At 63.1% G+C, this 21,771-nt stretch carries 22 protein-coding genes and 1 tRNA gene; 9 read left to right on the forward strand and 14 right to left on the reverse strand.

Annotated elements, in window-relative coordinates; translation table 11 throughout:
- Positions 1–98 precede the first annotated feature (98 nt).
- From rplA to QEH68_RS15065, 5 genes are all read right to left on the reverse strand, one after another.
- On the reverse strand, positions 99–806 hold the full coding sequence (gene rplA / locus QEH68_RS15045; protein WP_090817733.1) for a 50S ribosomal protein L1: 708 nt from the start codon (positions 804–806) through the stop codon (positions 99–101).
- A gap of 147 nt (positions 807–953) precedes the next feature.
- Positions 954–1,385 (reverse strand): 50S ribosomal protein L11, encoded by a 432-nt coding sequence (rplK, locus tag QEH68_RS15050; RefSeq protein ID WP_011775609.1) that lies wholly within the window; start codon positions 1,383–1,385, stop codon positions 954–956.
- 130 nt (positions 1,386–1,515) lie between these two features.
- Positions 1,516–2,370: a transcription termination/antitermination protein NusG gene (nusG, locus tag QEH68_RS15055; RefSeq protein ID WP_089595812.1), complete on the reverse strand. Its 855-nt coding sequence runs from the start codon at positions 2,368–2,370 to the stop codon at positions 1,516–1,518.
- A 114-nt stretch (positions 2,371–2,484) separates the two neighbouring features.
- Entirely contained in the window at positions 2,485–2,766 is a 282-nt protein-coding gene (gene secE, locus QEH68_RS15060; protein ID WP_024817604.1) for a preprotein translocase subunit SecE, read from the reverse strand.
- Positions 2,767–2,846: 80 nt separating this feature from the next.
- Positions 2,847–2,919, reverse strand: a tRNA-Trp gene (locus tag QEH68_RS15065).
- Between the two features lie 252 nt (positions 2,920–3,171).
- On the opposite strand from QEH68_RS15065, the gene QEH68_RS15070 reads away from it, so the two are divergent.
- Positions 3,172–4,401: a pyridoxal phosphate-dependent aminotransferase gene (locus QEH68_RS15070; RefSeq protein ID WP_089595813.1), complete on the forward strand. Its 1,230-nt coding sequence runs from the start codon at positions 3,172–3,174 to the stop codon at positions 4,399–4,401.
- A 113-nt stretch (positions 4,402–4,514) separates the two neighbouring features.
- Here QEH68_RS15070 and QEH68_RS15075 read toward each other — a convergent pair whose 3' ends face one another.
- Together QEH68_RS15075 and QEH68_RS15080 are read right to left on the reverse strand one after the other, a co-directional pair.
- Positions 4,515–5,189, reverse strand: a complete 675-nt coding sequence (locus tag QEH68_RS15075) for a response regulator transcription factor (RefSeq protein ID WP_280623265.1) — start codon at positions 5,187–5,189, stop codon at positions 4,515–4,517.
- Entirely contained in the window at positions 5,186–6,787 is a 1,602-nt protein-coding gene (locus tag QEH68_RS15080; RefSeq protein WP_280623266.1) for an ATP-binding protein, read from the reverse strand. The genes QEH68_RS15075 and QEH68_RS15080 overlap by 4 nt, the downstream gene beginning before the upstream one ends.
- Positions 6,788–6,912: 125 nt before the next feature.
- On the opposite strand from QEH68_RS15080, the gene QEH68_RS15085 reads away from it, so the two are divergent.
- The 5 genes from QEH68_RS15085 (at position 6,913) to QEH68_RS15105 (ending at position 11,093) form a co-directional block, all read left to right on the forward strand.
- Positions 6,913–8,454, forward strand: coding sequence for a PspC domain-containing protein (locus tag QEH68_RS15085; protein WP_207594249.1), 1,542 nt, complete (start codon positions 6,913–6,915; stop codon positions 8,452–8,454).
- Between the two features lies 1 nt (position 8,455).
- Positions 8,456–8,827, forward strand: coding sequence for a hypothetical protein (locus tag QEH68_RS15090; protein WP_207594250.1), 372 nt, complete (start codon positions 8,456–8,458; stop codon positions 8,825–8,827).
- A gap of 31 nt (positions 8,828–8,858) precedes the next feature.
- Positions 8,859–9,107, forward strand: coding sequence for a PspC domain-containing protein (locus QEH68_RS15095; RefSeq protein WP_207594251.1), 249 nt, complete (start codon positions 8,859–8,861; stop codon positions 9,105–9,107).
- A gap of 193 nt (positions 9,108–9,300) precedes the next feature.
- Positions 9,301–10,326 carry an ATP-dependent 6-phosphofructokinase gene (locus tag QEH68_RS15100; protein WP_280623267.1) on the forward strand — a complete coding sequence of 342 codons (1,026 nt, stop codon included), beginning with the start codon at positions 9,301–9,303 and terminating at the stop codon, positions 10,324–10,326.
- 17 nt (positions 10,327–10,343) lie between these two features.
- A complete protein-coding gene (locus QEH68_RS15105) occupies positions 10,344–11,093 on the forward strand; it encodes a GNAT family N-acetyltransferase (protein WP_280623268.1) in 750 nt (249 codons plus the stop codon).
- Positions 11,094–11,160: 67 nt separating this feature from the next.
- Here the strand turns inward: QEH68_RS15105 and QEH68_RS15110 are convergent, their stop codons facing one another.
- The 7 genes from QEH68_RS15110 to QEH68_RS15140 all read right to left on the reverse strand — a co-directional run bounded on the left by QEH68_RS15110 (position 11,161) and on the right by QEH68_RS15140 (position 17,229).
- A complete protein-coding gene (locus QEH68_RS15110; protein ID WP_280623269.1) occupies positions 11,161–12,681 on the reverse strand; it encodes a DHA2 family efflux MFS transporter permease subunit in 1,521 nt (506 codons plus the stop codon).
- Positions 12,665–13,294: a PadR family transcriptional regulator gene (locus tag QEH68_RS15115; RefSeq protein WP_280623270.1), complete on the reverse strand. Its 630-nt coding sequence runs from the start codon at positions 13,292–13,294 to the stop codon at positions 12,665–12,667. The genes QEH68_RS15110 and QEH68_RS15115 overlap by 17 nt, the downstream gene beginning before the upstream one ends.
- Positions 13,295–13,403: 109 nt before the next feature.
- Positions 13,404–13,817 carry an ankyrin repeat domain-containing protein gene (locus tag QEH68_RS15120; RefSeq protein WP_280623271.1) on the reverse strand — a complete coding sequence of 138 codons (414 nt, stop codon included), beginning with the start codon at positions 13,815–13,817 and terminating at the stop codon, positions 13,404–13,406.
- Positions 13,814–14,899 (reverse strand): folate-binding protein YgfZ, encoded by a 1,086-nt coding sequence (locus QEH68_RS15125; RefSeq protein WP_207594256.1) that lies wholly within the window; start codon positions 14,897–14,899, stop codon positions 13,814–13,816. Before QEH68_RS15125 ends, QEH68_RS15120 begins: the two co-directional genes overlap by 4 nt.
- A 55-nt stretch (positions 14,900–14,954) precedes the next feature.
- Positions 14,955–15,677: a flavodoxin family protein gene (locus tag QEH68_RS15130; RefSeq protein ID WP_280623272.1), complete on the reverse strand. Its 723-nt coding sequence runs from the start codon at positions 15,675–15,677 to the stop codon at positions 14,955–14,957.
- A 51-nt stretch (positions 15,678–15,728) separates the two neighbouring features.
- A complete protein-coding gene (locus QEH68_RS15135; protein WP_207594258.1) occupies positions 15,729–16,328 on the reverse strand; it encodes an FABP family protein in 600 nt (199 codons plus the stop codon).
- Positions 16,329–16,494: 166 nt separating this feature from the next.
- Positions 16,495–17,229, reverse strand: coding sequence for a permease (locus QEH68_RS15140; RefSeq protein ID WP_207594259.1), 735 nt, complete (start codon positions 17,227–17,229; stop codon positions 16,495–16,497).
- A 260-nt stretch (positions 17,230–17,489) separates the two neighbouring features.
- Between QEH68_RS15140 and QEH68_RS15145 the strand changes: the two genes are divergently transcribed.
- The 3 genes from QEH68_RS15145 to QEH68_RS15155 all read left to right on the forward strand — a co-directional run bounded on the left by QEH68_RS15145 (position 17,490) and on the right by QEH68_RS15155 (position 21,769).
- Positions 17,490–18,188, forward strand: a complete 699-nt coding sequence (locus tag QEH68_RS15145; protein ID WP_018776718.1) for a response regulator transcription factor — start codon at positions 17,490–17,492, stop codon at positions 18,186–18,188.
- 256 nt (positions 18,189–18,444) lie between these two features.
- The gene (mshD, locus tag QEH68_RS15150; protein ID WP_280623273.1) at positions 18,445–19,416 is read left to right on the forward strand and encodes a mycothiol synthase; all 972 of its coding nucleotides are present in this window, start codon (positions 18,445–18,447) and stop codon (positions 19,414–19,416) included.
- 103 nt (positions 19,417–19,519) lie between these two features.
- Positions 19,520–21,769 carry an RNA degradosome polyphosphate kinase gene (locus tag QEH68_RS15155; RefSeq protein ID WP_207594260.1) on the forward strand — a complete coding sequence of 750 codons (2,250 nt, stop codon included), beginning with the start codon at positions 19,520–19,522 and terminating at the stop codon, positions 21,767–21,769.
- Positions 21,770–21,771 lie beyond the last annotated feature (2 nt).

Raw genomic sequence — 21,771 nt, forward strand, 5'->3', positions numbered from 1 at the left:
GCCTACGGCGCACCACTGCCGGTGAACAGGGAACAAGGCAAAAAAGGACCGCCCGGCATAGCCGGACGGTCCTTTATCAGAGCCAGTGCTCGCGAAGCTTACGCGTCGGTGAGAACCTTGGTGACGTTCGGGTCAACGGTGATGCCCGGACCGAACGTGGTGGCAACGGTTGCCTTCTGGATGTAGCGGCCCTTGGAAGCGGACGGCTTCAAGCGAAGCACCTCTTCCAGTGCAGCTGCGTAGTTCTCGGCCAGCTTGTTGGCGTCGAAGGAAACCTTGCCGATGATGAAGTGCAGGTTCGAGTGCTTGTCGACGCGGAAGTCGATCTTGCCACCCTTGATGTCGTTGACAGCCTTGGTGACATCCGGGGTAACCGTACCGGTCTTCGGGTTCGGCATGAGGTTACGCGGGCCGAGAACCTTACCGAGGCGGCCAACCTTGCCCATGAGGTCAGGGGTTGCCACTGCGGCGTCGAAATCGGTCCAGCCGGCTGCGATCTTTTCGATCAGGTCATCGGAACCAACGAAGTCGGCGCCGGCAGCGATTGCTGCTTCAGCCTTGTCGCCGGTCGCGAAAACGAGGACGCGGGCGGTCTTACCGGTGCCGTGCGGCAGGTTGACGGTGCCACGAACCATCTGGTCGGCCTTACGCGGGTCAACGCCCAAACGGAAAGCTACCTCAACGGTTGCGTCGAACTTGGAAGGGTTGGTGTCCTTCGCGAGGGTGATGGCTTCGATCGGGGCGTAGACCTTGTCTGCCTCGATCTTGGCTACGGCTGCCTCATATGCTTTGCTGCGCTTTGCCATGCTGCTGTTTCTCCTTGTGCAGTTGTGGTCTGCGGACCGCGCTGGGCCCTGCCACAGTCGTGGATCCGGCAAGGATCCTGCGACATTTCAAATGTTTCAGATGCCGGTTGCCCGGCGGGTGAAGGCCACAATGGCCTTCGAAGACTACTAGCCTTCTACGGTGATACCCATGGAGCGGGCGGTGCCGGCGATGATCAGGGCAGCAGCCTTGATGTCGTTGGCGTTGAGGTCTTCCATCTTGGTGGAAGCAATTTCCTCGACCTGTGCCTGGGTCAGCTTGGCAACCTTGACGGTGTGCGGGGTAGCTGAACCCTTGGCGACGCCTGCAGCCTTCTTGATGAGCTCTGCAGCCGGCGGGGTCTTGGTGATGAAGGTGAAGGAACGGTCTTCGTAGACCGTGATTTCCACCGGGATAACGTTTCCGCGCTGGGATTCCGTTGCAGCGTTGTACGCCTTGCAGAATTCCATGATGTTGACACCGTGCTGGCCAAGCGCAGGACCGATCGGCGGGGCCGGGTTAGCGGCACCTGCCTGGATCTGCAGCTTGATGAGGCCGGTGACCTTCTTCTTGGGAGCCAATGTAGGGTCCTTCTCTCAATAGCTTCCTGGGGCACAGGAGCGCGTCCCAGGTTTTTGGCCGCCATGGCGAGGCGGCCGGCCGCTCCCGAACTGCTAAGCAGGCAGGACTGGAGCGAAATTTTGGAATCAGCTAGATCTTGGTGACCTGGTTGAATGCGAGCGTCACCGGGGTTTCGCGCTCGAAGATCGAGACCAGGACCACCAGGGTCTGGGACTCGGGCTTGATCTCGGAGATCGTTGCCGGAAGGGTCTCGAACGGGCCCTCCTTGACGATGACCGACTCGCCGACCTCGAAGTCGACGGCCACGGGAGCCTGGTTCTGCTTGTTGACCGGCTTGCCCTGCTCTGCCTGCTCTTCCTCGAAGACCGGGGCGAGCATGGAGAAGACCTCGTCAAGGCGCAGCGGCACGGGGTTGTGGGCGTTGCCCACGAAGCCGGTGACGCCAGGGGTGTGGCGAACGGCGCCCCAGGAGGCGTCGGTCAGGTCCATGCGGACCAGGACGTAGCCGGGAATGCGAACGCGGTTGATGACCTTGCGCTGCGCGTTCTTGATCTCGACGACCTCTTCCATGGGGACCTGGATTTCGAAGATGTAATCTTCCATGTCCAGGGTCTGGATGCGGGTCTCAAGGTTTGCCTTCACGCGGTTTTCGTAACCTGCGTAGGAGTGGATGACGTACCAGTCACCTTCCTGGCGGCGCAGCTTGCCCTTGAATTCTTCGGCCGGATCGGCCGGAGCTGCAGCAGCGGCGGCTGCCAGGTCGTCGCCGTCGGACTCTTCCGAAGCGTCGTCCTCGTCTGCAACATCGCCGGACGCGTCATCAGATTCGGCGTCGACGTCAGCTTCGAAGTCCTCTTCGGAATCATCGGCGTCGGCAGATTCGGGCGCAGCAGAATCAACCTCGGACTCTTCCGCAGCCTCAACTGCAGCGCCCTCAGTTTCTTCCAGCTCAGTCTCGTTTACCTCGAGCTCCTGCTCAGACACTTGGTCTCCTGCTTCCTCATTGCCTAACATGCCTATTTAAATGGCTCAATTCCGCAAACCCCGCAAAACTCCTGAATTACCGAGGAATTTCACACAGTTTGCGGACAGATCCGCTTAGCGGTCCGTAGCACCTGACCCACCGAAGACCCAGCTGACTCCCGTGCCGAAGGCCAGGTCCAGAAGGGTGACGATGAGCATCATGATGGCCACGAACACCAGCACCACGAGCGTGTAATTGATCAGTTCCTTGCGGGTGGGAGCAACGACCTTCTTCAGTTCACCAATGACCTGGCGGACGAAGAGAGCAATACGGGCGAAGAAGCCACGATCGGCTTTCTTGGCGGGACGGCCCTTCGAGCTGCTGGCAGCTGTTTCGGTCACCTGGTCCTCACTCACCTTGCAAAGTCGTTGACCCGACTCTGATCAGAGCCATGGTTGCTGCGCTTGCCCCGGCGTTTCCGCCGGGACAGCTTGCGCAGGGCAGACAGGACTCGAACCTGCAACCTGCGGTTTTGGAGACCGCTGCGCTACCAATTGCGCCACTACCCTATGGATCGAATCCATGTTTCAGGCCGCACTTCAGCCTGTGGTGCTTTTCAACACCGGTGAACCAGTCTACGCAAGAATTTCGCGATAGTCGAACCGGCCCGTTTCCGGTCCCCCCAGCCCTAAAAACCTGTGATCAGCATTATCAGTCACAAAGTCCGGCAGGCACGCGGGAGGTCCGCAGAACAGCATAAGGTAGTTTACGTCGAATCCCATCATCCAGCCCACGAGCTGCCTGCGAAGAACGGTACATAGATGTCTGCCGGAACAACTACCGCCCGCATTTCACAGCGAATCTCCGCCATTGCCGAGTCCGCCACCCTTGCCGTTGATGCCAAGGCCAAGGCACTGAAGGCCGCAGGCCGTCCCGTGATCGGTTTCGGTGCCGGGGAACCCGATTTCCCCACCCCGGATTACATTGTCCAGGCCGCCATTGAAGCTGCGGGCCAGCCGAAGTACCACCGCTACTCCCCCGCCGGCGGCCTCCCTGAGCTGAAGAAGGCCATCGCAGAGAAGACCCTGCGGGACTCCGGCTACCAGGTTGACCCCTCCCAGGTACTGGTGACCAACGGCGGCAAGCAGGCGGTCTACAACACCTTCGCTACATTGGTGGATCCGGGCGACGAGGTCATCATTCCCACCCCGTTCTGGACCACCTACCCGGAAGCCATCCGCCTCGCCGGCGGCGTTCCCGTTGAGGTCTTCGCCGGGCCGGAACAGGGATACCTGGTGACCGTCGAGCAGCTGGAAGCAGCCGTGACGGACCGGACCAAGATCCTGCTGTTCGTTTCCCCGTCCAACCCCACCGGTGCCGTTTACAGCCCGGAGCAAGTTGCGGAGATCGGCAAATGGGCCGCGTCCAAGGGCCTGTGGGTTGTCACGGACGAAATCTACGAGCACCTGACCTATGACGGTGTGGAGTTCACCTCCATCGCCACTGCCGCTCCGGAACTGGGCGACAAAGTTGTCATCCTCAACGGTGTGGCCAAGACCTATGCCATGACCGGATGGCGCGTTGGCTGGATGATTGGCCCGGCCGACGTCATCAAGGCAGCCACCAACCTGCAGTCGCACGCGACGTCCAACGTCTCCAACATCATGCAGGTGGCCGCCGCCGCTGCCCTCACGGGTCCGCTCACCGCCGTCGACGAAATGAAGGTAGCCTTCGACCGCCGCCGCAAAGCGATCGTCGCCGGACTCAACGCGATTGACGGCGTTGAATGCCCGACGCCGACCGGCGCCTTCTACGTGTACGCGGACGTCCGTGGGCTGCTGGGTAAGGAATTTGAGACTTCGAACGGTCCCGTCCGTCCTTCCACCTCTGCTGAACTCGCCACCCTCATCCTCGACGAGGTTGAGGTAGCCGTGGTTCCGGGTGAAGCGTTCGGGCCCTCCGGCTACGTCCGCCTGTCCTACGCTTTGGGCGACGAAGACCTCGCCGAGGGTGTCCGCCGCATTCAGGAATTCCTGGGCAAGGCCAAGTAAGCAACCAGCCAACGCAAACGCTCTTCCACCATCGGTAGGTGGGAGAGCGTTTTCGTTTAAGGCGCGGGATCTGAGAGAGCGATCGGGAAAACCCGACGGGAAGTGAACGAGCGTTACAGGAGGCGGCGCTCGGCCGCCCACTTGGTGAGCTCGTGGCGGCTGGAGAGCTGCAGCTTCCTCAGGACGGCCGAAACATGGGTTTCCACGGTCTTGATGGAAATGAAGAGTTCCTTGGCGACCTCCTTGTAGCTGTATCCCCGCGCGATGAGCCTCATGACTTCGAGTTCGCGCGCAGAAAGCTTGTCCAGTTCGTCGTCTGCGATATCCGCCGGAGCAGTACCGAACGCATCCAGCACAAAGCCCGCAAGCCGCGGTGAGAAGACTGCGTCGCCATCGGCCACCCTGATCACGGCATCGGAAATCTCTCTGCCGGAGATGGTCTTGGTGACATACCCGCGGGCACCGGCGCGGATGACGGAGACCACGTCCTCGGCTGCGTCCGAAACACTGAGCGCCAGGAAGCTGGTGGTTCCCAGCAACGCGGCCGATCCGGCAATGACCTCACGGCCGCCACCGCCCAGTCCGCCGGGAAGGTGAACGTCCAGGAGCACCACCTCGGGGCGGGCTTCGGCAATGACGGCGATGGCCTGCTCCACCGTTCCGGCTTCTCCCACGACGTCCATGCGGGCATCGAGATCGGCCTTCAGCCCGGACCGGAAGATGGTGTGGTCATCCACGATCACCACCCGCACCGTGCGTCCTGGACCATTCTGGGGGGTGGTGCTCATTGCTTCGCTTCTCCATTCCGGGCTTCACTGTTCCGGGCTTCACTGTTCCGGGTTTCACTGTTCCGTTGTTCGCCCGCGTCGCCGTTGGCGGACGGCAGGGTCAGCCGGACTTCCGTTCCGTCGCTGCTGCTGTTGATGGTCGCTGTGCCACCGTGCCGCTTCATCCGGCCAATGATCGATTCCTTGACGCCCAGCCTGTCGTCCGGAACAGCTTCCGGATCGAAGCCGGGACCGCGGTCCTTGACGAAGATTTCCGTGGTGCCCGCAGTACTCTCCACGTACACGGACACCGCTCCGCCGCCATGCCGCGCGGCGTTGAGCATCGCTTCACGGGCTGCCTGCACCATGGCCTCGTGCCGCTCCGTCATGTCGGTATCGCCCACCGCCACCACTTCTACCGCATGGCCTTGGGAGTCTTCAACCTCCGCTGCGACAGCCTTGATGCGCTCGGCCAGGAGCCCCGATTCCTTGGCTGCATCACTGAAAAGCCAGGCCCGGAGTTCGCGTTCCTGTGCCCTGGCAAGCCGTACGACGTCCTGCTCCGACCCCGCCCTGCGCTGGATCAGCGCCAAGGTCTGCAGCACGGAATCGTGCAGATGGGCGGCAATCTCGGCGCGTTCTGTCTCCCGGATGCGTCCTGCCCGTTCGGTTTCCAGGTCCTTCCAAAACTTGAGTCCCCAGGGCAGCAGAACCAGGGCAACCCCACCCAGGACGGCCACGGACGCCAGCAGCGCCAGCCAGGTCTGTTCCCACGATCCCGAGCCGGACACCATGACCAGGACGCCCGCCACCACCAGCGCCAGGCCGGCTGCCAGCCGGACCCAGCCCCCGGCTTGATCGGCTTTCGTCTTGTCCACCAGGCCGGCCCTGCGCGTTTCGTCGAGCTGCATCCAGGCGATAGCCGCACCGCCCAGGATGGCCGCAGCCGGTATGAGGGTCCCCAGGGGAACGTCGACGCCGAACTGGCGGGCAATCAGGATGGCGGCCACCAGGAGCAGGGCCGCGCCGAGAAGGATTTCCTTGCCATATTGGATACGCCGTGAGGAGAACCAGGATGCCAAGCCGCCCCCACCGCCGCTGCCCGCCCAGTCCCACGCGGCGGTGGGACTGCCAAACCCTGCAGGTTCAGCAGCGGGAACCTGACCACGGCCCGCGGCGTCGCTGCCGCCCGGGACCGGATGGCCAGCAGCTGCCCCGGGAAACGGCCCGCCCACCGGGACGGAACCAAGGACAGGGGGTGCGCCGGCCGCCAATGGTGGGCATCCGGCGTCGTACGTTTTCGATGCCTGGTGACTTCCAGCGCCTGGTGTGAATCCGGCAGGCGTGGTTCCACCACTGGGCGGCAGGCTTACGGCAGGAGCAATGGGCGACGCCGGACGGCGGGCATTGCGCTTGGCGCTCTCATCCGCCGTGGGAACCATGGTCCACAGCCACGCGTAGAAAGCCACGCCGGCGCCGCCGGCGAAACACGCCAGGATCATGCCAAGCCGGACCAACTTGACCGGCCAGCCCAAGTGATCTGCCAGCCCACTGCAGACGCCGGCAATCATGCGGTCGCTGCTGCGAACCAGCACGGGGCGTTGTACAGCGGTAGTCATGTACCAATCCAAACACGGATAAGGGTGACCCGGACTGGAAACCAGCGTAGTTCGGGGGTCCCTCAGGGGTCATTCAGGGTATCCCCCAGTAGAGGGAAGGACGGGCGGGGCGGCAGGATCGAAGTATGAACGCGAACAGCATCAATCCAGAGGAACCCGGAACGCCAGGCACTGCCGGCACCTCCGGCGCACAGCAAGGACCCACCGCCGGCACTTCCGCGGGAACTGGTCCGGACAATGGCAACTACCCGCCGGCCGGCGCCGCTCCGGCCGTTTCCCAGGAGAACTTCTTCGACTGGATCCGCAACCAAGGCATCCGCCGCGGACCGGACCGCTGGATTGGCGGCGTCGCAAGCGGCGTGGCCCACCGCTTCGGCATCGATCCGCTGATTGTGCGGGGCATCTTCATTGTCCTGGCGCTCTTCGCCGGCGTTGGGGTGCTGCTTTACGGCATTGCCTGGGCCCTCCTGCCGGAGCCCGATGGCCGCATCCACGTCCAGGAAGCTGCTGCCGGCCGCTGGTCCGGAGGCATGACCGGCGCGTTGATCACCACGATCATCGGACTCCCGAGCCTGGGCCGGGGATTCTGGGGTTGGGGCTGGGACGGATTGCCTGGCCTGTTCTGGACGCTGTTCTGGATGGGTGGCATCTTCTACCTCATCTACTTCCTGGTCCAACGCAACAAAGCTTCGAAGGGAACTCCGCCCATGGGTCAGCAGAACTATTCCGCAGCACCCGGGAAGACCTCCGCGTACGGAACCCCCGCACCGGGGACGCCAGTGGCCCACGGGCCGTCAACCGCTTACGGGCCGTCTGCCGCGTATGGGACTTCGACCGCGGGCAACACGGGCGTCCCTGTCTACGGCGTCGGCCAGCACGGCACAAACCTCCATGGTCACAGCGCCGGCGCCGTACCGCCATCGGGCCCGTACACGCCGTCGGGTCCTTACAGCCCGTCCAATCCGTCCGGCCCCCGTCCGCCGCAGGGCCCCATTCCCCCGCAGGACTGGCAGCCCCAGCCCGCCGCCCCCAAGCGCAAGGGACCCGGGGCTGCGATCGTGGCAGTCTCTGCCGGGGCTGCGTTGCTGGCCGGCGGTACGTTGAAAGCGCTCGACGCCGGGAACGTCATTGAGTTGGGCAACTCCGCCAACGCCGTGGTGTGGGCCACCGGTGCCGCAGTCCTGGGCCTGGGCATCCTGGTCGCGGGGCTCCGCGGCCGGACCTCAGGGTTCCTTGGTTTCCTTGCAGTGGCTGCCCTCATCATCGGCGGGATCTTCAACGTGGTCCCCAGGGACGGAGACCGTTTCACTTTCCACGACGTGAACTGGGCACCCACATCCCTGGAGCAAGCGCGGCAAGGGATCGACGTCACCGGCGCCCAAGGGGTGGTGGACCTGACCGACATCACCATGAATCCCCCGCTGATCTCCGAAGTCCTGATCCCCGTTGATGCGACCGCCAGCAACGTGACGGTCATCATTCCCGACGACGTGCCTGTGGAAGTCAGGGCGGACATGACCTTCGGCAACCTCAACGAACGCGGCTCGGACCGCGGCGGCCGGCTCCAGGACGAGCGGACCCTGTACAACACCGGGAAGCCCGGAGCCAACCTCGTGGTGGAAATCGACGGCACGTTCAGCAACGTGACCATCCAGGAAGGAAACTGACATGAGCACCAACGAGCCCGGCAAGGCCAACGAAGCCCAGCCCACAGTGCCCCTGCCCAAAGAAACCAACCCCACCGAGGCCCTGCCCAAGCCACGGCTCCAGGAAATCCCGCTGACGCCACCGCTGGAGCGCAGCTTCCAGGTGGAGCACGCGGACGACGACGAGCCCCGGCAAGCCCGGATCGGCACCGTGGTGTGGGGGTTGATCGTGATAGCCCTGGCGGCCTTGATCGTCATCTCAACGCTCGGTTGGGTCACACTGAACGGCACGTACGTCCTGATAGGCCTGATGATCGGTGCAGGAGCGGCCTTGGTAGTGGGAGGACTCCTCTCCGCCCGCAAAGGTTCCAAAAAAGTGACCACTACGAAGTGACAAAGCAACTACAACAGGGAAGTCTGTAGCCATGGACAAGTTCTTCAGCATCGTCAGGGGCTTCGGCCTGAAGCGTGGACCGCAACGCTGGCTGGGCGGGATCTGCGGAGGAATCGCGGCCAAGCTCAGGGTGGACGTGGCATACGTCCGGGTGGCATTCCTGCTCTTCTGCCTGCTGCCGGGACCCGCGTTCGTGATCTATATCCTTGGCTGGCTGATCCTGCCGGACCAGAACAACAAGATCGCCCTCGAATCGTTCATCAGCCAGCGTTCCCGGTAAGTCCCGGTCACAAAGCACACGAAGCGTCCCGCCACCAGGCGGGGCGCTTCCTTTGTTTTCAGACACGTTTCCAATACCGCACGGCCGGGTTCAAAAGTAACCGTTTGTGTCCCACCCCACATGCGCGTCTACAATCATGGGGAGCTCAGCGTGGCGCTCTGCACGTATTCCTCCAAGCCATGAGTGAGCAAACATGAAAATTGGCATTCTGACCAGCGGTGGCGACTGCCCCGGCCTCAACGCAGTGATCCGGGGAGCCGTCCTCAAGGGCATCGCCATCCACGGCCAGGAATTTGTAGGCTTCCGTGACGGCTGGCGTGGTGTGGTGGAAGGTGATGTCATTGACATCCCCCGCACCATGGTCCGCGGTATCGCCAAGCAGGGTGGCACCATCCTGGGCACATCCCGCACCAACCCGTTCGAAAACGGCGGTGGCCCGGAGGTCATCAAAGCCCACATGGAACGCCTGGGCATTGACGCGATCATCGCCATCGGCGGCGAGGGAACCCTGGCAGCGGCCAAGCGCCTCACCGATGCAGGTCTGAAAATCGTCGGCGTCCCCAAGACCGTGGACAACGACCTCGATGCCACCGACTACACCTTCGGCTTCGATACCGCAGTCCAGATCGCCACGGAGGCCATTGATCGCCTCCGGACCACCGGGGAGTCCCACCACCGGTGCATGATCGCCGAAGTCATGGGCCGCCATGTCGGCTGGATCGCCCTGCACGCCGGCATGGCCGCCGGCGCCCATGCCATCCTGATCCCCGAGCAGAAGGTCAGCATCGAGGAGATCACTGAGTGGGTTCAGGAAGCCCACGATCGTGGCCGCGCGCCCCTGGTAGTGGTTGCCGAAGGCTTCGTTCCGGAACATATGGAGTCCCCCCACTCCGAGCGCGGGCTGGACACCTTTGGCCGTCCCCGCCTCGGCGGCATCGCGGACCAGCTGGCCCCCGAGATCGAGGCCCGCACGGGCATTGAAACCCGCGCCACTATCCTCGGCCACATTCAGCGCGGTGGCGTCCCCACCGCCTACGACCGCGTTCTGGCAACCCGCCTGGGCATGGCCGCCATCGACTCCGTAGTGGACGGACGATGGGGCACCATGGTGGCCCTCAAGGGAACGGACATCTCCCACGTAGGCTTCGAGGAAGCCCTGGGCAAGCTCAAGACCGTACCGCAGCACCGCTACGACGAAGCGTCTGTGCTTTTCGGCTAGTCGGCTAGGCTGAATCCATGACTCTTGAGCCCACGTCCGCTGCCATTATCCAGCTGGCGTGGGCTCGCCATTTGGGGCTCGACGACGACGCTTTCGCCACCGCCGCAGCCCGGCTCACCAACTCGACAACGGACCCCGGCGACCCCGCACACCGCATCACCCGCGTGGACGAATCAGCCCGGGCAGTGGTCTTCCTCAGGCTCTTCGGAGTTTCCGCAATGGTGGGGCCGCAGTGGGCCTTGGACGCCGCCGTCGGACTTCCTGATACAGAGCTCGCCCAACACGTGACCCTGCTGACCCTGACCCGGTCCCATGGAGGGCACGGGCTGGGATCAACGGCCCTGTTCTTCGCTGACGATTTGCCGCTGCAGCAACCTTCCGACGACCTCACAGTCTCCCGGGGCAACCCGGAGGCCATCAGCCTTGAAGGGCAGTGCCCTCCGGACGATGTCAATGAGGTGGGGCTGCAGGGCCTGGAACACCGGTTCACCATCATGCACCCTGACGAGGCACCGCCCACCCCCGTGGCCTGCGGTGCCTACTCCGAATGGGAAGGCATCCTGGCCAACATGGGCGTTCTGGTGGCGCCTCCGTGGCGTCGCCGCGGCTTGGGAACCCTGGCGGCGTCCATTGCAGCCCACGAAGCATTGGCGTCCGGGCTGACCCTCCAGTGGAAAGCCGATGTCAGCAACACCGGAGCGCTCGCGATGGCCCGCAGCCTAGGCTTTGCCACGGGCGGGCTCCACGCGAGCGTGCTGCTCGGCTGATTCCCCCAGATTTTGTCCACCTGATGCCCTTGAGGAGTCTTCTTCAGGGCATCAGGTGGACAAGACCCTAGGTGTTGAGATCAGCCTTGGCAGTTTCCGGCGCGGATGCGGACCTGCCGCCCCAACCCTTTACTGACTTCGGCTTCCCAAAGAACAGCGCCACCACCGCGCCCAGCAGGATCGCGCAGGCGGGCAGCAGGATGGACTGGCTCATCGCCGTCGAGAATCCTGCATGAAGGGCGTCCGGCAGTACGCCGCCCATGGACGCTTCGCCCACGGGAGCACCGGCCGGGGCTGCGGGCAATTCCGCGGAGAGCCGCGACTGGATCAGGGCAGCGATGGCCGCTGAACCCAGGACAGCACCGATTTGGCGGGTGGTGTTGAAGACACCGGAGCCTGCACCGGCCTGCCGCGGTTCCAGGTTGCGGGTGGTGGCGTTGGACACCGGTCCCCAGATGAAGGCGTTGGCAACACCTTGCAGCGCGCTGGGCAACAGGAACATCCAGATGGGAGTGTCCGGTCCCAGCAGGGCAGCGGTCCAGAAGAGGGCTCCTGCCATGCAGAGCAGGCCAAACGAGGCAAAGTATCGAGGATTCGCCCGGTCAATGAGCTTGCCTACGAACGGTGCCAGGGCACCGGAAATAACGGCCATGGGGATCATGAGCAGCGCCGACTGGGTGGGCGTCAATCCGCGGACCGTCTGGTAGTAGAAGATGGTGGGCAGCGGGAACGCCGTCACCGTGAAACCGACGGCCATGATGGTGGTGTTGCCCAGGGAGAAGTTGCGGTCCTTGAACAGGCCAAGTGGCAGCAGCGGTTCCCCGCCCCGGCGTTCAAGGAGCCATTGCCAGAGCACAAAGAGAACCAGGACCACCAGCCCGGTGATGATCAGCCCCCAAACGGTGACGAATCCGGTGACCGTTCCCCACTTGTAGGTCTGGCCTTCCTGGATGCCAAAGACCAGCAGGAACATGCCGACGGCGGACAGCACCACGCCGAGAACGTCGAACGAGTGCGTGTGGGTGGTCAGTTTCGGTACGAAACGCATCACCAGGATGAAGGCCACGATCCCAATGGGGACGTTGACGAAGAAGATCCATTCCCAACCCAGGCTGTCCACCAGCACGCCGCCAAGAATAGGGCCAACCAGCACGGCCATGCCGGCGGTAGCTCCCCACAGCCCCATGGCCGCACCGCGGCGGTCCGGCGGGAAGATTCGGGTGATGACGGCCATGGTCTGGGGCGTCATCATGGCTGCACCCAGGCCTTGGAGGACACGGGCGGCGATCAACATGGTGACGTCACCGGAGAGACCGCACCACAACGACGCAAGGGTGAAGACGACCAAGCCGATCAGGTAAAGGTTCTTCGGTCCGAACCGGTCCCCCAGCCTCCCGGTGATGAGCAGGGGCACTGCGTACGCCAGCAGATAGGCGCTGGTGACCCAGATGACGGCATTGATGTCCGTGTTGAGGCCCTCCATGATCCGCGGATTCGCGACCGACACGATGGTGGTGTCGATGAGGATCATGAAGAAGCCCACCACGAGTGACCACAGCGCGGGCCACGGCTTAGCTACGTTTTCCAAGGGATTCCTTTGGCTTGTGTGAAGTGTCTGATGGAGCCGGCAGGGGTTCGTCCCAGGGCAGGTGCCCGTTGCCCAACTCCTCGAGGAGGCCGCGGATCCACGCGATCTCCGTTCGGCGCATTGCTTGTTGATACGTGATGTCAATCCAGTACTTGCGGGCAAGTCCCTTGGCCGTCACCGTGGCCTCCGCCCGGACCAGGAAGTCGAGATCGGCAGTGAGTGCTACCACCCGTTCTTCCAGCAGCTCCACCACCGTGCTGGACGGGAGGTGATGCGCTTCGGCGATGGCATGCGGAAAGAGTGGGTACTCGTTGACCGGCGTTGACAGCATGGCTTGGAGACGGGCTTCGAGGGCGCCGTGTCCGGCGTCAGTGATCCGGTACGTGGTCCGCTCAGGACGGTTGCCCTCCCGTTCCGTGCCTGTTGCCTCGACCAGCCCGCTTTCCTCCAGACGGCCAACGGCGTGATAAAGCGTCCCTGGCCTGACCTTGACCAGGCGGTCCTCGTGCCGCGCCATCAGCACTTGATACATCTCGTAGGGATGCATAGGTTGTTCCGCCAGGAGCGCCAGAGACGCGACACCCAAGGGGGTCAGCTCAGCAGCTTTGGGCATGCCAAACCTCTTTCCGCAAGTAATATTCCACCACAACTATTCCACGTGGAATATAGGGGCGCAAATAAGCCCGACCGCTGTGGGCGGTCGGGCTTGAGTGCTTGAGGACTCAGCCCAGGAGGGCCTGGATCTCCGTCCGCGCAAACATGGTTGCAGCATCACGCGCGGAGGGGGTTCCGGCGTCGGGGTCTGCTCCTGCATCCAACAGCGCCCGGGCGACGGCCGTGTAGCCCTTGAACACCGCCCCGGCAAGGGGCGTCTGGCCGCGGTCGTTGGCGGCGTTGACGTCCGCGCCGTGATGGAGGATCACCTGCGCGGCTTCCTCGTGCCCGTGGTAGGCCGCAAGCATCAGCAGCGAGTCACCGGCAGCGTTGGTCAGGGTTGCGGGAGCGCCCGCATTCAAGTAGCTCCGAAGCACGTCGGTGTCGCCTTCACGGGCAGCATCAAACAATGCATGGGCAAGGGCCAACGTTTCGTCGTCGACACCTGCGTCGTGGCCGGCAGGGCCTGTGGGCTGGCTCATCGGTGGGGTCCCTTCAGGAATCCGGTCTGGCGCCCGACAACCTGGCCGGCGTCGGGGGCGACGATCACTTCCTGGGCGGCGATGTACGGCTCCTCGCCATCCATCACCGTCAGGGACTCCTCCGCCGAAACGGAACGCTTGATCACGGCCAAAGCCACGGGTCCCATTTCGAAGTGCTGCGCCACCGATGTCAGAGTACCCACCTTGCGCTCCCCGGCAAATACAACACTTCCCACAGCCGGCAACGTGTGCTGCGAACCGTCCAACTGCAGGAACACGAGGCGGCGCGGCGGATGGCCCAGGTTGTGGACGCGGGCGATGGTCTCCTGCCCCTTGTAGCAGCCCTTGTTCAGATGGACCGAGGTCCTCAGGAGATCCAGTTCGTGGGGAATCGTCTTTTCGTCGGTCTCGGCACCCAGGCGCGGCCTCCATGCCGCGACCCGCAGGGCGTCCGCTGCCATCGCTCCAGCCAGGGGAAGGCCCTCAACCGTCTGCTCAAGCTCCGCCGCAGGGACGAGGTATTCGAACCACGGCCGCTCGAGCCCAGGGTGCGACTCCTCCGGGACAATGCTGTACGCATAGCCGCCCGGGCTGACATGCGGCCAGGGATCTTCCCACACCAGGCGGGACGAGAACTGCTCCACGGGCTTGGTGGCGCCAAGAACTGCCCACTGCTCCGAAGCGTCCTCAATCTCCACCCGAAGCATGAACTTCATCTTGTTCAGCCACTCGGCCAGAGGTGCAGCCTCTGCGGCCTCCACGATCAGCCAAGTGGTCTCGCCGTCGTCGATAACCCTGGCATCAAACTCGATGCGGCCCTGGACGCTGAGCAGCAGCAGTTCGCTGGCGACGCCAGGCTGGAGGTTGGTGAGCTGCTGCGAGGACAGCGTATTGAGCCAGCTGAGCCGGTCCGGTCCGGACACGGTCACCACACCCCGGTGCGAAAGATCGACGACGGCGGTGCCGGCTGCCAAGGCACGCTGCTCACGCAGCGGCTCGCCATAGTGGGCAGCGACGCCGGCGTCCAGGCCGGTGTCCTCGACGGCGCCAGGGCGCGACAACAGAGGGCTCGTGTAAGTCATATGTAGTAGAAGTCCTTGCAGCTCAGCAGTATTCCGGGGGTGGCGATATTTCAGGTCAGCGGTATTCAGGATTTTCGAAGTCGAACCGGGTACCCGCTTTCCATTCCTCCGGCAGGTTGCCGTAAGCCGGGATACCCCCGGCATCCCTGAGGATTTTGGCCATGTGGAGCAGGTTCCAGGTCATGAATGTGGTGTTCCTGTTAGTAAAATCACTCTCAGGACCACCCGATCCTTCGTCCAGATAGCTGGGACCGGGACCCACGGGACCGATCCATCCGGCGTCCGCCTGGGGTGGGATGGTGAAGCCGATGTGCTGGAGGCTGTACAGCACATTCATGGAACAGTGCTTGATGCCGTCCTCGTTGCCCGTGATGAGGCAACCGCCCACCTTGGGATAAAACGCCCATTGGCCGTTGCTGTTCAGCTCGCCGGAGTGGGCATACAGCCGCTCGATGAGTTTCTTGGTTTGGGAGGAATTGTCACCCAACCAGATGGGGCCGGCCACTACCACGATGTCGGCCTCGCGGACATCAGGGTAGATCCCGGGCCACTCGTCCGTTGTCCAGCCATGCTGGCGCATATCGGGATAGACACCGCTGGCAATGTCATGGTCAACGGTCCGGACAAGCTTGGTAGTGACACCCTGCTTCTCCATGATGTCCCGGCTGATCTTGATCAGCCCGTCAGTGTTGCTGGGTTGCGGTGAAGGCTTCAGCGTGCCATTGAAGAAGACGGCCTTGAGGCCCTCGTAGCCTTCGGGCTTGAGGTGGGTGTTCACTTTCTGCTCCTTCTGCTGGCTGCTTGCTGGAACGTCCGGTGAAGCCCCGGGTCAGGACACCTTGTGCAGAAATGCCGAGGCGTGGGCTTCGAGTGCTTTGCCGCTGGCAGCAACATCCCACCGCCACAGGAGGTTCCCGTCCACCAGGCCGAAGATCCGGGTGGCTGCGGTGTATTCCTTGGAGTGGCTCCCACGCATCACCATGTCGGTGCTCAGCTGGATCTGGGGTCCCTTGATCTGACCGTAGTAAAGCTCGGTGATGCCACCGGGGTGCGCAATCGACACTGAGATGTCGAAGCCACCGTCTTTGTTGCGGCGCTCTTCCACATCGTCGGCGGTCTTGAGAACCGGGACGATGTCCGCAGGAATCAGGCCGGGTCCGCCGTCGCCTTCCTGGAGCTTCCGCTCCAAGGCCCAGAACCCGGTTTCGACAGTCAACGGACGCAACTTTGCGCCGTCATCGTCACTGAGCCAGGTCTCGGCCCTGTACTGCAGGTAGGGCAAGCCATTATGGGTGAAGGAAACGTGCTGGACGAAATGCTCGGAATCCTCGTCACCGCTGCCGAGCCGGCCGCGTCCTTCCCACTCACCAATGAGCCAGGAAAGGGGGACGAGTTCAGGCGTCAGATCAGTAGGGATCTCAATAGGCACAACGACTACCTCTGTTGGAGAGCAGGACCGGAAAGTTTACTTCTGGCCCTTGAAAAGGCGGTAAACGACAAAACCTGCGAACCATGCCATGGCAACGCTGGCCAGGCCAAGGAGGACGAGGAAGAAGATTTCAAATGCGAGTACAGACATGATGCCATCCTAACCGTTAGTAGATGAGTAGTTTGTCTATGAAGTACACCAAGGCCCCCACCGCCCAGACGGGGGCAACTCCCATTCCCACGGCTGCCGGAATGTTCAGGCGGCCGCGCCGAAGGGTAGTCATCCGCCGGAAGGACACGAGGACGGAGCCAACCACCACGCCAACCAACGCCGCGGGAAGTACTGCAATATCAGAGAATACAAGACCGGCGAGGGGACCCATGAGTCCGGCCATGACGACACCCAGCGGAGCCACGATACGGTCAGGCCACCGGATGATTCCCACCATCAGGGCCACTGCCGCGCTCAGGCCGGCCACCAGGACCATTTCCTTCACTCCGTTGAACCGTGCGCCGGCAATCCACCCTGCGCCCAGGCAATTCAAGAGCACGCCGGCACAGCATCCGAGTGTTGATTCCAGGCGCTGCGCCTGCCCCGTTCCGCGGACAAGCTGGACAACGAAGACCGCCATCACGCCTACGGCAATGAATGCCGGCGTTCCTTCCAGGAATCCAGGAGCCGGAAGGTAGGCTGCGGTCACTGCCGATCCCGCACCGGCCAACCCGATCACCGCCGCCAGGGTTTTCTTGGCAGGGACACCAAGGAAATGCGGCCAGCCAATCCCCACGGCCGCGGAGGCAGCAATGCCGACGCCCACCATGGCTTCCCGGGAAACGAAGGTGCTGGCCACGATGGCTGTGAGCGCCACGAGTCCAAATACCCCGATGCTCCAAGACTTCACTGTGTGCCGACCTCAATCCGATGCGCCTTACGACCTCTCGACAATCCTGCCTTATGCCGGCCCAATATGTCGTAATTCCGGTGTCCGCCCGTCACGAATCCATGTGTCGCAGGGCACTGATGGGTATACTCAGACTTCAACGGTGCACTGTATTGGCCTTGATCCCGTTACAACGGGCAGAGGCTGCCAATGCGCTGTGACCGGCCGGGAATCTCCGGTTTCGACGCCCGATGATGCGCGTACAGCCCATTGGAGGAACTATGTCGCACATCCTGCTCCTGACGAACAGCACCGGCTCATCGGTGGACATTTTGCCTGCCTTGGAGTTGCTGAACCACCGCGTACACATTCTCCCGGCAGAACCCACGGCCCTGCTTGAAACCGATCCCACGGACATCGTTTTCCTTGATGCCCGCAAGGATCTGGTGGGGGCCCGCTCCTTGACCCAACTGCTGAAGGCCACCGGGCTCAGCGCTCCGCTCATGCTCATCCTCACGGAGGGCGGCATGGCTGCCGTCTCCTCGGCCTGGGCAGTGGATGACATTGTGCTGGACTCCGCCGGACCGGCCGAGGTGGAAGCCCGTATCCGCCTCGCCATGGCAAGGGCGGTTCCCGGCGAAGAGGAAACCCAGACGGAGATCCGTGCTGCCGGCGTCGTGATTGACGAAGCGAGTTATACCGCCCGGGTCAGCGGCCAGCCCCTGAACCTGACGTTCAAGGAATTTGAACTCCTGAAGTACCTGGCGCAGCACCCGGGACGGGTATTCACGCGCCAACAACTGCTGACCGAGGTCTGGGGCTATGACTACTACGGAGGCACCCGCACCGTGGACGTCCACATCCGGCGGCTCCGCGCCAAGCTCGGAGTGGATCACGAGAACCTGATCAGCACGGTCCGCAACGTGGGCTACCGGCTCACGCTGGTGCGACTCCCGGATGACGAACTCTCGGAGGCCTGAGCGGCCCCGGCACGATCCCCAAAACCTGACGACACATAAAAGAGGCCGGAATCCCTGCGGATTCCGGCCTCTTTCATCTTCTTGGTGGAGGACATACGGGTCGAACGTATCGAGGCCACCCCACTGGTGGATCCCCCCTGCGCTGGCTTCAGAAGCTGACTTACTGTGCCTCAAAGCCGAACGAGATAACGAGACTACCCCCGTTCCAGCGGGACTTCAAATCACGGGGCTTGCCCCGGACGTATAGCCTTGCATCATGAGTCACGCGCACCCGGAAAACTGGCCCGTCCTGATCATCGCCGGCGCCTTGGACCCCGATCTCCTCAGGGACGTCAAGACCCTCGCCGCCGCAGCCGGGGAGTCCGACGGGAACCCGCCTTTTTCGGAGCAGACGCTGGTGATGCTGCGGGGCGTCGATTCCGGAGACCACTCGGTCTTGTCCTTGGCCCTTTACGCACCCGACGAAGATTCCGATCCGGCCACGGCTGAAGACCTGGCGGGAATCGCCGTCGTCGTTGAGGCGCCCGACTCAAGCGGCGTGCTGGAGCTGGCCGTCCACCCGAGCTATCGCAACCAGGGTGTGGCCGGAAGGCTGCTGGGCGCCCTGCAGGACAAGCGGAGCCTCGACGGACTCAGCGCATGGTCGCATGGGAACCACGAGGCCGCCGCCGAGCTCGCCACCCGTTTCGGATACGGACCGGTCCGTGAGCTGTGGAAGATGCGGCTCATGTCCTCTGCGTCAGCACTGCCCGACGCCGGCCTCCCGGACGGGGTCTCCCTCCGCGCCTTCGTTCCAGGCCAGGATGAGCAAGCGTGGCTGGCAGCCAACCGCGCTGCGTTCTCCCACCACCCTGAGCAGGGATCGATGACCCTGGCGGACCTCGAAGCCCGGAAGGCTGAGGACTGGTTCGATCCCGCAGGGTTCCTCCTGGCCGTCAACACCGACGGGGAGCTCCTGGGTTTCCACTGGACCAAAGTCCATCCCCGGCAGGGTCCGCACCCGGCCATCGGCGAGGTGTATGTGGTGGGCGTTACTCCAGCGGCGCAAGGGCTGGGGCTGGGCAAGGCCCTGACGGTCGCTGGAATCAAGCACCTCCAGGAAAAAGGACTGCATGCAGTCATGCTGTACGTGGACGCCGACAACCAGGCAGCGGTAGCCCTATATCAGAAACTCGGTTTCGTTCGCTGGGACACCGATGTGATGTATGGACCTTTAACCAAAAATTAACCCGGCGTGATTGCCGGACGGAATGCCGGTGACATCTATGATTCGGGCAGCCCAATTGCTTGTAATGTGGGAGGAAACCCCGTCCTGAGCTTAGGAGAACCCCATGCAGCCGGACCCCGTCGGCACCGCCGGATCCACCTCGAAGGGTGCAACCTTGCCCCCACGCTTCGGATCTTCGGAAGTGCCGGCCTCGCGTGCCACCCAGGACCGCATCGATATTCCGGAATTCGCACCGAGCCTGGAGCCGGAAGGCGACATCTCTCCGGACCGTTTCCTGGACCGCGAGCTGAGCTGGCTGGCCTTCAACTCCCGTGTGCTGGAACTCGCCGAAGATCCTGAACTTTTCCTGCTGGAACGTGTCAGTTTCCTGTCGATTTTTGCCTCGAACCTGGACGAGTTCTTCATGGTCCGCGTTGCCGGCCTCAAGAGGCGTATCGCCACGGGCCTGGCTGTGCCCTCCCCGGCCGGGCTGAGCCCCATTGAGGTGCTGGAACAGATCAGCGAAGAGGCCCACAGGCTTCAGGAGCGTCACGCAAGGGTCTTCGCTGAGCAGATCCGACCTGCACTGGCTTACGAGCACATCCACATCATGCACTGGCATGAACTGGATGAGGATGCCCGCCACCGGATCAGCATCATGTTCCAGGAGAAGGTCTTCCCCATCCTGACACCGCTTGCTGTGGACCCAGCGCACCCCTTCCCCTACATCTCCGGCCTCTCCCTCAACCTTGCCGTGATCGTCAGCAACCCGATCAGCGACAAAGAGCTTTTCGCACGCGTCAAGGTACCGGACCAGCTTCCCCGCCTCATTTCCGTGGACGGACCGCGTGCAGGCGCCATTCCGGGCCGCGTAGCCCGGTTCATCGCGCTCGAAGAGGTCATTGCCGTCCACCTGGATAAGCTTTTCCCCGGCATGGAAGTCCTGGAGCACCACACCTTCCGTGTCACCCGCAATGAGGACCTGGAAGTTGAAGAGGACGACGCCGAGAACCTCCTGCAGGCCTTGGAGAAGGAACTGCTGCGTCGCCGCTTCGGCCCGCCGGTACGGCTGGAAGTCACCACGGACATCAACCCGAACATCAAGGCCCTGCTGATCCGTGAACTCGGGGTTGAAGAGTCCGAGGTCTACTCCGTTCCCGCACCGTTGGATCTCCGCGGACTGTCAGCCATCAGCGCCATTGACCGCGCGGATCTGCACTACCCCAAGCATGTCCCGCACACGTCCCGCTACCTTAACGAGTCCGAGACCTCGAAGGCCGCCAATGTCTTCGCCGCGATGCGCCGCAGGGACATCCTGCTCCACCACCCCTATGACTCGTTCTCCACCTCGGTCCAGGCTTTCCTGGAACAAGCGGCCGCGGATCCCAAGGTGCAGGCCATCAAACAGACCCTTTACCGGACGTCTGGTGACTCCCCCATCGTTGACGCCCTCATCGATGCCGCCGAGGCAGGCAAACAAGTCCTGGCCCTTGTTGAAATCAAAGCCCGCTTTGATGAGCAGGCCAACATATCGTGGGCGCGCAAGCTGGAACAGGCGGGCGTTCACGTGGTGTATGGCATCGTGGGCCTGAAAACCCATTGCAAGTTGTCCTTGGTGGTTCGACAGGAAGTGGACGGCCTCCGCCGCTACTGCCACATCGGCACCGGCAACTACCACCCCCGCACGGCCCGCTACTACGAAGACCTTGGCCTTCTGACGGCCAATGAACAAGTGGGCGAGGACTTGTCCAAACTGTTCAACCAGCTCTCCGGCTACGCGCCGAAGTCCACGTTCAAAAGGTTGCTCGTTGCGCCGCGGTCCGTGCGGGCCGGCTTGATGGACAGGATTGAAACCGAAATCCGCAACGCCCAGGCCGGCGTGCCCGGATTGGTACAGATCAAGGTCAACTCGATGGTGGACGAAGCCATCATCGATGCCCTCTACCGGGCCTCACAGGCCGGTGTGAAGGTTGACGTCGTGGTGCGCGGCATCTGCTCCCTGCGCCCTGGCGTGCCGGGACTCAGCGAGAACATCAGGGTCCGTTCCGTCCTGGGTCGCTTCCTTGAACACTCACGCGTCTTTGCTTTTGGCAACGGTGGCGATCCCGTGGTGTACATCGGCTCCGCCGACATGATGCACCGCAACCTGGACCGCCGCGTAGAGGCGCTGGTGCAGCTGGCCAGCAAGGAAGACACAGCTACCGTCATGGACCTGCTGCGTCGCTATGTTGATGACGGGACTGCCAGCTGGCACCTGGACGATCACGGACACTGGACCAGGCACCACTTGGACCAGGACGGCAAGCCATTGCTGGACATGCAATCCTGGCTCCTGGCCTCACGTTCGCGCCAGCGGGCATCGGCACGGCGGTAGAG

The organism is Paenarthrobacter sp. OM7 (assembly GCF_029873575.1).
Classification (GTDB): Bacteria; Actinomycetota; Actinomycetes; order Actinomycetales; family Micrococcaceae; genus Arthrobacter.

Excerpts from the sequence above, each read along its gene's own strand:
- rplA (WP_090817733.1), bottom strand. The coding sequence starts at position 806 with ATGGCAAAGCGCAGCAAAGCATATGAGGCAGCCGTAGCCAAGATCGAG.
- QEH68_RS15070 (WP_089595813.1), top strand. The coding sequence starts at position 3,172 with ATGTCTGCCGGAACAACTACCGCCCGCATTTCACAGCGAATCTCCGCC.
- QEH68_RS15075 (WP_280623265.1), bottom strand. The coding sequence starts at position 5,189 with ATGAGCACCACCCCCCAGAATGGTCCAGGACGCACGGTGCGGGTGGTG.
- QEH68_RS15080 (WP_280623266.1), bottom strand. The coding sequence starts at position 6,787 with ATGACTACCGCTGTACAACGCCCCGTGCTGGTTCGCAGCAGCGACCGC.
- QEH68_RS15085 (WP_207594249.1), top strand. The coding sequence starts at position 6,913 with ATGAACGCGAACAGCATCAATCCAGAGGAACCCGGAACGCCAGGCACT.
- QEH68_RS15090 (WP_207594250.1), top strand. The coding sequence starts at position 8,456 with ATGAGCACCAACGAGCCCGGCAAGGCCAACGAAGCCCAGCCCACAGTG.
- QEH68_RS15095 (WP_207594251.1), top strand. The coding sequence starts at position 8,859 with ATGGACAAGTTCTTCAGCATCGTCAGGGGCTTCGGCCTGAAGCGTGGA.
- QEH68_RS15100 (WP_280623267.1), top strand. The coding sequence starts at position 9,301 with ATGAAAATTGGCATTCTGACCAGCGGTGGCGACTGCCCCGGCCTCAAC.
- QEH68_RS15105 (WP_280623268.1), top strand. The coding sequence starts at position 10,344 with ATGACTCTTGAGCCCACGTCCGCTGCCATTATCCAGCTGGCGTGGGCT.
- QEH68_RS15115 (WP_280623270.1), bottom strand. The coding sequence starts at position 13,294 with ATGCCCAAAGCTGCTGAGCTGACCCCCTTGGGTGTCGCGTCTCTGGCG.
- QEH68_RS15120 (WP_280623271.1), bottom strand. The coding sequence starts at position 13,817 with ATGAGCCAGCCCACAGGCCCTGCCGGCCACGACGCAGGTGTCGACGAC.
- QEH68_RS15125 (WP_207594256.1), bottom strand. The coding sequence starts at position 14,899 with ATGACTTACACGAGCCCTCTGTTGTCGCGCCCTGGCGCCGTCGAGGAC.
- QEH68_RS15145 (WP_018776718.1), top strand. The coding sequence starts at position 17,490 with ATGTCGCACATCCTGCTCCTGACGAACAGCACCGGCTCATCGGTGGAC.
- mshD (WP_280623273.1), top strand. The coding sequence starts at position 18,445 with ATGAGTCACGCGCACCCGGAAAACTGGCCCGTCCTGATCATCGCCGGC.
- QEH68_RS15155 (WP_207594260.1), top strand. The coding sequence starts at position 19,520 with ATGCAGCCGGACCCCGTCGGCACCGCCGGATCCACCTCGAAGGGTGCA.